Source organism: Tardiphaga sp. 813_E8_N1_3, from assembly GCF_051811025.1.
GTDB lineage: Bacteria > Pseudomonadota > Alphaproteobacteria > Rhizobiales > Xanthobacteraceae > Tardiphaga.
Map to the genome: position 1 here is coordinate 1,647,361 of NZ_JBPWQE010000001.1, position 12,482 is coordinate 1,659,842.

8 protein-coding genes are annotated in these 12,482 nt (G+C 62.7%); all 8 read left to right on the forward strand.

The window, feature by feature from the left end; all coding sequences use genetic code 11:
- The first annotated feature begins 110 nt into the window (after positions 1-110).
- Entirely contained in the window at positions 111-986 is an 876-nt protein-coding gene (locus AB8A33_RS07705) for a branched-chain amino acid ABC transporter permease (RefSeq protein WP_439092215.1), read from the forward strand.
- Positions 983-2,761: a branched-chain amino acid ABC transporter ATP-binding protein/permease gene (locus tag AB8A33_RS07710; protein WP_439092216.1), complete on the forward strand. Its 1,779-nt coding sequence runs from the start codon at positions 983-985 to the stop codon at positions 2,759-2,761. Before AB8A33_RS07705 ends, AB8A33_RS07710 begins: the two co-directional genes overlap by 4 nt.
- The gene (locus AB8A33_RS07715) at positions 2,761-3,504 is read left to right on the forward strand and encodes an ABC transporter ATP-binding protein (protein WP_439092217.1); all 744 of its coding nucleotides are present in this window, start codon (positions 2,761-2,763) and stop codon (positions 3,502-3,504) included. Before AB8A33_RS07710 ends, AB8A33_RS07715 begins: the two co-directional genes overlap by 1 nt.
- Before the next feature lie 51 nt (positions 3,505-3,555).
- The gene (locus tag AB8A33_RS07720) at positions 3,556-4,641 is read left to right on the forward strand and encodes a malate/lactate/ureidoglycolate dehydrogenase (protein WP_439092218.1); all 1,086 of its coding nucleotides are present in this window, start codon (positions 3,556-3,558) and stop codon (positions 4,639-4,641) included.
- A 63-nt stretch (positions 4,642-4,704) separates the two neighbouring features.
- On the forward strand, positions 4,705-5,481 hold the full coding sequence (locus AB8A33_RS07725) for an HpcH/HpaI aldolase family protein (RefSeq protein WP_068735824.1): 777 nt from the start codon (positions 4,705-4,707) through the stop codon (positions 5,479-5,481).
- 266 nt (positions 5,482-5,747) lie between these two features.
- Positions 5,748-6,746, forward strand: a complete 999-nt coding sequence (locus AB8A33_RS07730; RefSeq protein WP_439092219.1) for a Bug family tripartite tricarboxylate transporter substrate binding protein — start codon at positions 5,748-5,750, stop codon at positions 6,744-6,746.
- A gap of 811 nt (positions 6,747-7,557) precedes the next feature.
- Positions 7,558-9,081 carry a UxaA family hydrolase gene (locus AB8A33_RS07735; RefSeq protein WP_439092220.1) on the forward strand — a complete coding sequence of 508 codons (1,524 nt, stop codon included), beginning with the start codon at positions 7,558-7,560 and terminating at the stop codon, positions 9,079-9,081.
- A gap of 102 nt (positions 9,082-9,183) precedes the next feature.
- Positions 9,184-12,471: a DUF2126 domain-containing protein gene (locus AB8A33_RS07740; protein WP_439092221.1), complete on the forward strand. Its 3,288-nt coding sequence runs from the start codon at positions 9,184-9,186 to the stop codon at positions 12,469-12,471.
- Positions 12,472-12,482 lie beyond the last annotated feature (11 nt).

Below are 12,482 nucleotides of genomic sequence, written 5' to 3' on the forward strand. Positions count from 1 at the left end.
TCAGCGCCTGCTGCCGCGCTCTCCATGTCGAGATTCCGGGTCTGCGCCCAAGCGGGCGCATCCCGGAATGACGAGTTCTTGGCAAAATCACCTCCCACCGAGCACGCCTGATGGATCTGGTACTACAGTTACTGTTTACGGGAATCGGCATCGGAGCCGTCTATGCGCTGGTCGCGTTGGGCTTTGTGCTGATCTTCCGCGCCACCAATGTCGTCAATTTCGCGCAGGGTGAGTTCTCGATGGTCGCCGCCTATCTCATGGTGGTCTGCGCCGTCGATCTGGAGCTGCCTTACTGGCTGTCCTTCATCATCGCGCTCGCCGGCATGGCTGTCATCGGTGTCATCTTCAATCTCGGCGTCTATTATCCGCTGCGCCACCGCACCTATCTGCCGGTCATTATCGCCACCATCGGCGCGTCGATCCTGATGGCCAATGGCGTGCTGGCGCTGTATGGCCCGCAGCCGCAGGTGCTGCCGGGCTGGTTCGACACGCCCGGCATCCAGCTTGGGCCGATCTATCTCGACAACCAGTATCTTCTGATCATCGGCGTCACCATCGCGCTGGTGATCTTCAATTACTGGTTCTTCGAACACACCATGATCGGCAAGAAGCTGCAGGCGACGTCGCAGGACAAGGAGATGGCCTCGCTGCTGGGCATTTCCGTCTCCACCATGATCATGGTCACCTTCATCTATTCGGCCGTGCTCGGCGGTCTCGCAGGTCTTTTGGTCGCGCCGATCCTGTTCGTGTCGATCCAGATGGGCTCCACCATCGCGCTGAAGGCGTTTGCGGCCACCATCATCGGCGGCTTCGGCGATGTCACCGGCGCCATCATCGGTGGCCTGGCGCTTGGCATCATCGAGACCTTTGGCGCGGCCTATATCTCCGTGCCCTATAAGGACGGCTTCGCCTTCCTCGTGCTGGTGCTGTTCCTGGTGTTTCGTCCGCAGGGCATCTTCGGCGAACGTGTCGCGGAGAAAGCATGAGCACCTCCAGCGACAACATCCCGGCAGTGGTCATCACGCGTCCGAAGCCGCTGCTGCTGCGTCACGCGCCATATTTCATCGGCGCCGCCATTTTGGTCTTTCTGGCGTCGTCGATGCAGTTCGACGGCTACATCCTCAACATCCTGATGCAGGCCACCACCTTCGCCATCGCCGTGTTTGGCCTGTCGGTGGTGCTTGGCCTGTGCGGGCAGATCAATCTGGCCCAGGCGGCGTTCTTCGGCTTCGGCGCCTATGCGGTCGGCATCGGCACGACAGACTATCAGCTCAGCTACTGGCTGTGTCTGGTGGCGGGCTGCGTGATGGCACTGGTCGCCGGCGCCGTTCTCGGCCTGTCGACGCTGCGGCTCGGCGGGCATTATCTGGCCATGGTGACGATCTCGTTCCAGCAGATCGTCACTTTGGTGATGATCAATGCGATCTGGCTGACCAAGGGACCGGACGGCGTGTCGAAGATCGGGCGACCGTCGCTGTTCCTGTCGTCGCAGTCCTATCTCGCTTTCTGCGTCGCCATGCTGGCGCTGGTCGGCTACCTGGTCTGGCATCTGCCGGACACACGGCTCGGCCGCGCCATGCGGGCCGTGCGCGACAACGAACTCGCTGCCGGCGTCAACGGCATCGATGTGTTCCGCACCAAGGTCTATGCTTTCGCCATCTCGGCGGTGCTCGGCGGTCTCGGCGGCGGCCTGTTCGCCGGCGGTTTCGCCTATATCAGCCCGGATCAGTTCTCCTTCGCCGAATCCATCGTGTTCCTCACGATGTCGCTGCTCGGCGGCGTGGCGTCGCCGATCGGTTCGGCCATCGGCACGGGCTTGCTGATCCTGATTCCGGAATGGCTGCGCTTCCTCAAGAGCGTGCCGGGCCTCTATCTCGCCATCTACGGCCTGTCGGTGATCCTGATCATCCGCTTCATGCCCGACGGCATCTGGGGTTTCGTCACTGCCGCCTATGATCGCATGCGCAGCAGCAAGAAGGTGGCAGTCACCAGCGCGCCGCTGCAGCTTAAGCCGGCGGCGACCGGCGGCGACATGGTGCTCGAAGTCACCGGTCTGTCGAAACATTTCGGCGGTTTGAAAGCCGTCGATCAGGTCGACATATCCGTTCGTCGCGGCGGCGTTCATGCGCTGATCGGGCCGAACGGCTCGGGAAAGACCACGACGCTGAACGTGCTCTCGGGTCTCTACAATGCGACCTCAGGCAAGGTGGTGCTGGACGGCACCGACGTCACCACGATGCCGCCGCATCTGCGCGCAGCAGCAGGACTCGGCCGCACCTTCCAGAACATTCGTCTGTTCCGCTCGATGACCGCGCTGGAAAACGTCATCATCGGCGCCGAGCGGCCGGGCAATACGCTCACCGGCAAGGGCGATGAAGCCGCGCTGACCGAGCGGGCGCTGGCGGCACTCACTTTCGTCGGCCTCGGCCCGCGCGCCATGGAGCTGATCTCCAGCTTCTCCTACGGTCATCAACGCCTCATCGAGATTGCGCGCGCGCTGGCGGCGAACCCGACGCTGCTGCTGCTGGACGAGCCGGCCGCCGGTCTCAATTCGACCGAGAAGCTCGAGCTGCACGAACTGCTCAAGCGTATCGCGGCGCAGGGCCTGACCATCCTGATCATCGATCACGACATGACGCTGGTGTCGGAAGCAGCGCAGCACATCACCGTGCTGAATTTCGGACGGCGTATTGCCGATGGCGAGTCGATGGCGGTGCTCCGCCATCCCGACGTCGTCTCGGCCTATCTCGGAACAGACTGATGCCGCTGCTTGAAATCAACGATCTCAACGTCCGCTACGGCGAAATCGTCGCGCTTCGCGGCGTGTCGTTCAATGTCGAAGAGGGGCAGGTGGTCACGCTGCTTGGCGCCAACGGCGCCGGCAAGTCGACCACGCTGCGCGCGATCTCGGGTCTCGCCAAGCCGGCATCCGGTGACATCCTGTTCGACGGCAAGTCGATCGCCGGTCTCGGGCCGGAAGCCATCGTGCGGATGGGCATCTCCCATGTGCCGGAGGGCAGGCGGGTGTTTCCTGGCCTGACGGTGAAAGAGAACATCATGCTCGGGGGCTCCAATCGCAAAGCGAGCAAGCTGGAGCTGTCGCGCGAAGCCGACGCGATGTTCGACCTGTTTCCCGACATACGGAAATTCTCTGGTGCGCTCGGCTGGACGTTATCGGGCGGCCAGTTGCAGATGGTCGCCGTCGCGCGCGGCCTGATGGCCAAGCCGCGGTTGCTACTCCTGGACGAGCCGTCGCTCGGCCTCGCGCCGGTCATCGTGCAGGCGGTGTTCCGTATCATCACGGAAATCCGTCGCAGCACCACGGTCTTGCTTGTGGAGCAAAATGCGCGCATGGGACTATCCGTCGCCGATCAGGGCTACGTGCTGGAAACCGGCCGTATCGTGCTTGGCGGCAAGCCGGAGGATCTCTGGGCCAACGAGGCCATCGCGGCCGCCTATCTCGGCGGTCATGGAAAACCTGCAGCGGGTCTCGCGGCCCATTGAGGGCTTGCATCGACGGCCTCGCTGCCCATCAACAAGGACGAATGTCCCGCCATGGTTACAGTTCAAGTCAACAAGCTCATTGATTTCGTTGCCGACGTGTTCGCCCATGCCGACTCTTCTCCGGAAGAAGCCCGGCGCATCGCGACCTATCTCACCACTGCGAACCTGACCGGCCATGACAGCCATGGCGTCATCCGCGTACCGGTCTATATCCGCTGGCGTAATAACGGGATGATCACCCCGAACCAGACCATCGAGATCCCCGTCGATACGCCGTCGCTCGCCGTCGTCGATGGCCGCTTCGGCTATGGCCAGACGGTCGGACCGCTGGCCGTGAAGCTCGGTATCGAGAAGTGCAAGGCGGCCGGTCTCTCTGCCATCGCCACGAAAAACTCCGGTCACATCGGCCGCATCGGCGACTGGGCGGAAATGGCTGCGGCCGAAGGCCTGGTCTCGATCCATTTTGTCACCGCGGCCGGCTCGGTGTTGGTGGCACCTTACGGCGGCGTCGAGCGTCGTCTCTCCACCGCGCCATATTGCGTCGGCATTCCGCGTCCCGGTCAGATGCCGGTGGTGCTCGATTTCGCGACCTCGGTAGTTGCTGAAGGCAAGGTGCTGGTCGCCTCGCGCGGTGGCAAGAAACTGCCGAAAGGCGCGCTGATTGCTCCCGATGGCACGCTGAGCGAAGACCCGGCGCTACTCTACGGCCCGCATGAGATGGAAGGCCCGCGCGATCACTCCAAGGGCACCGGCGCGATCCGCGCCTTCGGCGATCACAAGGGCTCGGGCCTCGCATTGATCTGCGAACTGCTCGGCGGTGCGCTCACCGGCAACGGTGCTACCAAGCATGGTCGGCCATTCGCCAATGGCATGTTCTCGATCTATATCGATCCGAAGGTCATCGATCCCGCGAACTTCTTCGACGGCGAAGTCGCGCGCTATGTCGACTTCTTCAAGAGCGCCAAGCCGGCCGCCGGCGTCGATGCCGTTCTGATCCCCGGCGACAACGAAGCGAAGACCCGCGCCGAGCGCACCGCCAATGGCGTGCCATTGCCGGATGAGACCTGGGCTGCCATCGTGCAGACCGCCCGCGACGTCGGCGTCAGCGAAGAGGCCGTGAAGAAGGCGACCTCGTAGTTTCTCGAACTCAACTCTCTGCACTCAAGTCATCACTACCAACCAAAAGAAGGACCATCGACGATGGCAAACAAGGTCAAGGAAATCTGGAAGGCGGGCAAGGTCGCCGTCAACGGCTGGCTGGCGATCCCGTCGGGCTTCTCCGCCGAAGTGATGGCGCAGTGCGGTTTCGATAGCGTCACCGTGGATATCCAGCACGGCGTGCAGGACTACATGTCGATGGTCGAGTGTTTCCAGGCGATGGGTGCCCATCCGGTGACGCCGATGGTGCGCGTGCCATGGAACGAGCCGGGCATCATCGGCAAGGTGCTCGACGGCGGCGCTTACGGCGTGATCTGCCCGATGGTCAACACCAAGGAAGAAGCCGAGAACTTCGTCCAGTATTGCAAGTATCCGCCGCGCGGCACCCGCAGCAACGGTCCGATCCGCTCCGGCATGTATGGCGGCGCCGGCGATTATCAGAAGACGGCGAATGCCGACATCATCTGCCTGCCGATGCTGGAAACCAAAACCGCGGTCGACAACATGGAAGCCATTCTCGATGTCGAAGGCATCGACGGCGTCTATGTCGGGCCAAGCGATCTCGGCTTCTCCTATGGCCTCGTGCCGAAGCTCGATCGCGAGGAGCCGGAGATTCTCAAGATCTACGACAAGCTGATCAAGGAATGCGACAAGCGCGGCCTCAACCCCGGCATTCACTGCTCGGGTCCCGTGGGTGCTGCGAAAAACATCGGCATGGGCTTCAAGCTGGTGACGCTGCTCAACGACAGCGGCATTCTCGCCACCGGCGCCAAGAGCTGGGTCAACGACACCCGCAAGGGCTCGGGCGGCAAGGCTTAAGCCACCACACTCTCGTCGTTCCGGGGCGCGCGCAATGCGCGCGAACCCGGAACCTCGCAGTGTTCATCACCTCTTTCCGCGCGTGACGCACGAGGGGGGCAACACTTCAAGATTTCGGGTTTAGTCCGATCCGCTGCGCGGCTCCCACCGCGCGACAATTCCGCGCACGATAATTCAACTCCCGGCCTCTTTGCTTTCCCGTACCGAAGCAGTCCATACTCAATGCACCTGTCCGGAGAGACAGGATCAGCATCGGGAGGACGATCGTGCGAAACAACCTGCGTCTGCTCAACCGTCGTCAATTCGTCACTGCGAGTGCAGGCGCAGCTGCATTGCTCAGCGCGCCATCGCTCGTCCGCGCCAACACCTGGCCGACCAAGCCGATCAAGATTCTCGCGGGCTCCGCAGCCGGCGGCCAGACCGATCAATTCGCGCGCGTCTATGGCGAATATCTCCAGCGTGAACTCGGGCAGACGGTGGTGGTGGAGAACAAGGCCGGTGCCGGCGGCGCTGTTGCGGCGATGGAGCTGAAGCGCTCCGATCCCGACGGCCACACGCTGATGGTCTGCAACACCACCGCCTATATGCTCAATCCCGTTCTCATCAAGGACATCAAGTACAGCGTCCCGCAGGACTTCGCCTGGGTCGCGGTGATGCCGGGCGGAAGCCTGTCGCTGATGGTGAGCGAAAAGATCGGCGCGAAGACGCTCAAGGACTTCATCGACTATGCGCGCAAGACGGAGAAGGTGAATGTCGGTACATATGCTGCCGGCTCCTTCGCGCATATGGTCATCGTCGAGCTCAACAAGCAGTATGGGCTGAAAATGGAAGCTGTGCATTATCGCGGCGAGGCGCCGATGTGGCAGGATCTCGCCGGCGGCTCCATTGATGCTGGCTTCGGCAGCTACGCCGCGGCGCTGCCGGTGCTGCAAACCGGAAAAGCGCGCGCCGTCGCGGTGTCGCGCCGCCGGATCAAGGATCTGCCCGACGTCGCGACATTCGTCGAACAGGGCGCAACGTCGCGCGCGCATAGCCTTTTGACCTTTCAGGGATGTGTGGCTCCGGCGAAGACTCCGCCGGAGATCATCGCAAAACTGTCCGCGCTGTTCGTTGGCGCCGGAAAGAGCGACCGCGTGCGTGAATTCCTCAAGAGCCAGGGTATCGATGAGGGCCCGATGACGCTGGAAGCCAGCAACGCGCTCTACAGGGACGAGGCGCCGGTCTGGGCCGAGCTTGCGGCGGCGCTGGGGCCGCAGCCGCAGTAATTATGTGTCATTCCGGGGCGCGGCCGGCACTTGCCGGACGCGAACCCGGAATCCCGGAGTGTTTGGCTCTACGGAGACTCCAACGTTGAGATTCCGGGTTCAGTCCCGTCGCCTTCGGCGCCGGTCCCGCCCCGGAATGACGAGTGTGGGGCGGGACAGCGCTAAACATTTTTTCCTATCTTCTGTTGACAGCATCCCCATCAGGTTTATATTCCCCTCTGTCCTGCCCCACCGAGAGGGGCGATCGCGATCGTCACGTTCGCGGGGTGGGATGCGGTGGACGCCGGAGATGCGGCGTTACGCGGTTCACGGGTGACGTCTGTCTTCGGGCAGGACGGATCTGCGCCAGCACTGCCACTGGCAAGGAGATGGCCGACCTTGGGATGGAAAGAGCCCTGGACAGTGTGACGGACGACCAAATCAAAACGTGTCCGGCTTACTCGCTTGAGGCTCCCTTCCCATCGCCTTGGGACTTTAATTCGGTGATCGGATCGTTCGCTGAGGCAAAGTGCAAGCAACCGAAAAAACACCGCATGCGGAACGTCGGGCACTTGCTCGGCGCCTCCGAAAGTCCTGATGCACTCTAAATTGCGGAAGACCGCATTCGCATCAGGCCCAAGGGTGCAACGGGCACCCGGCGTTCCGCACGCCCTCTCACAAGGGGGCGGGAATGCAAGAGACGACGGCGCCCCCGCGCCGCAAACAACAGGGGGGATGACGCATGCCTGATGATCCAACGCACGTCATTTCCCTCGCGGCTTCTTATTGCTAGACTCATTCCAAAGAAGAGAACAACCGCGAGGAAATTCCGATGGCTCCATCTCCCGTCATTCGTCTGCACGACAACGACGCCGTACTGATCGCGCGCACCACGCTGCTGCCCGGTATCGAGGTGACGACAGGCGTCGTGACGTCGGAACGCATTCCCGCTGGCCACAAAGTTGCGATCCGCCCGATCGCCAAGGGCGAGGAAATCCGCCGTTATGGCCAGATCATCGGTTTCGCCACCCAGGCCATTGCGCCCGGCCAGCACGTGCACACGCAGAATTGCGGCATGGAGGATTTCGATCGTGACTATGCTTACGGCGTCGACGTCAAACCGACACCGAATTTCGATCTGCCGGCGAGCTTCATGGGCATCCGCCGCAGCGACGGCCGCGTGGCCACCCGCAATTATATCGGCATCCTCACCTCGGTGAATTGCAGCGCCCATGTGGCCAGCATGGTTGCCGACGTGTTCAAGAAGAACCCGTTCACCGGCCACAATCCACTGGCTGACTATCCCAATGTCGACGGCGTTGTTGCGCTCACCCACAAGACTGGCTGCGGCATGACGCAGGACGAACCGCTGACGCTGCTGCGGCGAACGCTCGGCGGCTATGCGCGCCACGTGAATTTCTCCCATGTGGTCGTGCTGGGGCTCGGCTGTGAGGTCAACCAGATCGGCGGCCTGATGCAGGAGCAGAAACTCGCCGGCCGATTACGCGAGATGCAGATCCAGGAGATTGGCGGCACCCGCAAGACCACCGAAGCCGGCGTCGCCTTCGTCAATGAAGTCCTCGCCGATGCAAATAAAGTGACGCGCGAGGAAGTCTCTGCCAGCGAGTTGACGGTGGCCCTGCAATGCGGCGGCTCCGATGGCTATTCCGGTATCTCGGCCAATCCGGCGCTCGGCGCGGCGAGCGATCTGCTGGTACGCCATGGCGGCACCGTGGTGCTGTCGGAAACGCCGGAGACCTATGGCGCCGAACATCTGCTGACGCGCCGCGCGGTGTCGCGCGAGGTTGGCGAGAAGCTGGTCGGGCTGATGCGCTGGTGGGACGCCTATTGCGAACGCGAAGGCGCCGAGATGAACGCCAATCCAAGCCCCGGCAACAAGGCCGGCGGTCTCACGACGATTCTGGAGAAATCATTGGGCGCGATGGCCAAGGCCGGCTCGACTAATCTCGTCGACGTGCTGAACTATGCCGAGACGATTACCAAGAAGGGTTTTGTGTTCATGGACACGCCCGGTTACGACCCTGTCGCTGCGACAGGGCAGGTCGCCGGCGGCGCCAATCTCGTCTGCTTCACCACCGGCCGCGGTTCTGTGTTCGGCTGCAAGCCGGCACCGTCCATCAAGCTCGCCACCAACACGCCGATGTTCAAGCGCATGGAAGAGGACATGGACATCAATTGCGGGACCATCCTCGATGGCGACGAGACGGTGCAGGAATGTGGCCAGCGCATTTTCGAGCTGATGCTCAAGACTGCGTCCGGCGCGCCGACCAAGAGCGAAAGCTTCGATTTCGGCGGCGCGGAGTTCGCGCCCTGGGTGCTCGGCGCGACGATGTGAGTGATATACGCCCTCACATCAGGCACATCGTGCCCGTTGTTAGAGCTTGATCCCTGGCACCTCCGGTGTTCTGCTTAAAAAAGCTGCTGGAGTTGCGCCACTGTGTCGATCTTCGTCGCACTGAACCACGTCACCCATTACAAATATGATCGGCCTATCACGCTGGGGCCGCAGACCATCCGGCTGCGACCCGCGCCGCATGCGCGCACGCCGATCCTGAGCTATTCACTGAAGGTCACGCCGACCAATCACTTCGTGAACTGGCAGCAGGATCCGCAGGGCAACTGGCTGGCGCGTTTTGTCTTTCCCGAGCCGGCAACCGAGTTGAAGATCGAGGTCGACTTCACCGCGGAAATGACGGTGATCAATCCGTTCGACTTCTTCGTCGAGCCCTATGCCGAAACATTTCCCTTCGCCTATACCGACGACCTGAAGAGCGAACTCGCGCCCTATCTGGCGACGACCGAACCGGGGCCGCGCTTCATGGCCTATATGGCGGAGATCGCCCGGGAAGCACCGAATACGGTGAACTTCCTCGTCGACCTCAATGCGAGCCTGCGCGAGAAGGTCAACTATATCATCCGCATGGAGCCCGGCGTGCAGACGCCGGAAGAGACGCTGCTGTCCGGCGCCGGCTCGTGCCGCGATAGCGCGTGGCTCCTGATCGAGACGCTGCGCCATCTCGGTCTCGCCGCGCGTTTCGTCTCCGGCTATCTCATCCAGTTGCGGCCCGACATCGATCCGATCGAAGGGCCGCCCGAGGTCGAAGCGGACTTCACGGATCTGCACGCCTGGGCCGAAGTCTATATCCCCGGCGCCGGCTGGGTCGGCTTCGATGCGACGTCAGGCATGCTGACAGGTGAGGGACATGTCCCCGTAGCGGCCACGCCGCATTTCCGGTCGGCGGCGCCGATCTCCGGCATGGCCGGCTTTGCCGAAGTCGAGTTCGCGTTCGCGATGGGCGTCAAACGTATTCGCGAGGCGCCGCGGATCACAAAGCCGTTCTCGGATGAATCCTGGGCCAGGCTCGACGCACTCGGCGAGAAGGTCGATGCCGATCTGAAAGCCCACGACGTGCGCCTGACCATGGGCGGCGAGCCGACCTTCGTCTCCGTCGATGACATGGAATCGCCGGAGTGGAATACGGCCGCCGTCGGTCCCACCAAGCGCGGCCTCGGCGACGATCTGATCCGCCGGCTGCGCACGCGTTTCGCGCCCGGTGGCCTGATGCATTACGGGCAAGGCAAATGGTATCCCGGCGAAAGCCTGCCGCGCTGGGCGTTCGGCCTGTATTGGCGCAAGGATGGCGTGCCGATCTGGAAGAACGACGCGCTGATCTCACGGATCGAAGGTCCGCGCAGCGCCGATATCGGCGGAGCCGAGCGTTTTGCCGAAGGCACCGCGCGGCGGCTTGGCCTGCCGAAGGACTATGTCATCCCGGCCTTCGAGGATCCCGTCTTTTGGGAGCAGAAGGAATCGAACCTGCCGAACAATGTCGTGCCCGGCGACTCCAAGCTTCCCGACCCGGAAGAACGCTCGCGGATGGCGCGGGTCTTCGAACATGGACTCGACAGGCCGAAGGGGTTCGTGCTGCCGATCCAGCGCTGGAATGCGGAGACGGCCGCTGACAGGCGCTGGCGTTCCGAGCGCTGGAAGCTGCGCCGTGGCAACCTGTTCCTGACACCCGGCGATTCACCGATGGGCCTGCGGCTGCCGTTGTCGTCGCTGCCGCACCTCACCGAAGAGGAATATCCGTTCATCGTCGAGCAGGATCCGCTGGAGCCGCGCGGCGACATGCCGGTGTTCGACGAAATCGCGTCTGCGGAAAACCAGCCAGCCGCGCAATACGTCCAGGAGCAGCAGATTCGTTCCGGCGGTGTACGCACGGCGATGTCGATTGAAATTCGCGACGGCATTCTCTGTGCCTTCATGCCGCCGGTCGAGAAGTTTGAAGATTATCTCGAACTGGTGACGGCGCTGGAGGCGACGGCCGAAGAACTGCAGATGCAGGTACATGTCGAAGGCTATCCGCCGCCGTTCGATCCGCGCGTCGAGGTTATCAAGGTGACGCCCGATCCCGGCGTGCTGGAGATCAACATCCACCCCGCCTCGAGCTGGCGCGAAGCCGTCGATACCACGACATTTCTCTATGAAGAGGCCGCGAAGACACGGCTCGGCGCCAACAAGTTTCTGCTCGATGGTCGTCACACCGGCACCGGTGGCGGCAATCACGTCGTGGTCGGCGGCAGCTCGCCGGCGGATTCGCCGTTCCTGCGTCGGCCGGATCTATTGAAAAGCCTCGTGCTGTACTGGCAGCGCCATCCGTCGCTGTCCTATCTGTTCTCCGGCATGTTCATCGGCCCGACCAGTCAGGCCCCGCGCATCGACGAAGCGCGGCATGATGGTCTCTATGAATTGGAGATCGCACTGGCGCAGGTGCCACCACCCGGCGAGAAGGCGCCGCTGTGGCTGGTGGATCGGCTGTTCCGGCACATCCTCGTCGACATCACCGGCAACACCCATCGCGCCGAAATCTGCATCGACAAACTCTATTCGCCCGACGGCACCACGGGTCGCCTCGGTCTCGTCGAATTCCGCGCGCTTGAGATGCCGCCCGATCCGCGGATGTCGCTGGCGCAGCAACTGTTGATCCGCGCGCTGATCGCCAAGATGTGGCGCGCCCCGCAGGACGGCAAATTCGTGCGCTGGGGCACCGCGCTGCATGATCGTTTCATGCTGCCGCATTTCCTCTGGGAGGATTTCCAGGACGTACTCACCGAACTCGGCCGCTCCGGCTACGAATTCTCCAGGGAATGGTTCGAGGCGCAGCTCGAATTCCGCTTTCCTGTGTTCGGCCATGTCACCTATGGCGGCGTGACGCTCGAAGTCCGGCAGGCGCTGGAGCCCTGGCATGTGCTGGGCGAAGAAGGCTCGGCCGGCGGCACCGTGCGCTATGTCGATTCCTCGGTGGAGCGGCTGCAATTGAAGGCCAACGGTTTCACGCCGGGCCGGCACATCATTACCTGCAATGGCCGGGCGCTGCCGATGACTGACACCGGCCGGGCCGGCGAGGTCGTCGCGGGCGTCCGCTTCAAGGCCTGGCAGCCAGCCTCCGGTCTGCATCCGACGATTCCGGTCCATGCGCCGCTGGTCTTCGACATTTATGACAGCTGGAATCGGCGATCGCTCGGCGGTTGCGTCTATCATGTGGCGCATCCCGGAGGACGCAATTACGAGACAAAGCCGGTCAATGCCTACGAGGCGGAAGCCCGCCGGCTGGCCCGGTTCGAGGAGATCGGCCACACGCCCGGCGAAATCGCCCCGCCAAGGGCAGAACGCACACTTGAATTTCCATTGACCCTCGACTTGCGAACGCCTCTCCTGCATTGAGAATGCAGGCA

Excerpts from the sequence above, each read along its gene's own strand:
- AB8A33_RS07705 (WP_439092215.1), top strand. The coding sequence starts at position 111 with ATGGATCTGGTACTACAGTTACTGTTTACGGGAATCGGCATCGGAGCC.
- AB8A33_RS07710 (WP_439092216.1), top strand. The coding sequence starts at position 983 with ATGAGCACCTCCAGCGACAACATCCCGGCAGTGGTCATCACGCGTCCG.
- AB8A33_RS07715 (WP_439092217.1), top strand. The coding sequence starts at position 2,761 with ATGCCGCTGCTTGAAATCAACGATCTCAACGTCCGCTACGGCGAAATC.
- AB8A33_RS07720 (WP_439092218.1), top strand. The coding sequence starts at position 3,556 with ATGGTTACAGTTCAAGTCAACAAGCTCATTGATTTCGTTGCCGACGTG.
- AB8A33_RS07725 (WP_068735824.1), top strand. The coding sequence starts at position 4,705 with ATGGCAAACAAGGTCAAGGAAATCTGGAAGGCGGGCAAGGTCGCCGTC.
- AB8A33_RS07735 (WP_439092220.1), top strand. The coding sequence starts at position 7,558 with ATGGCTCCATCTCCCGTCATTCGTCTGCACGACAACGACGCCGTACTG.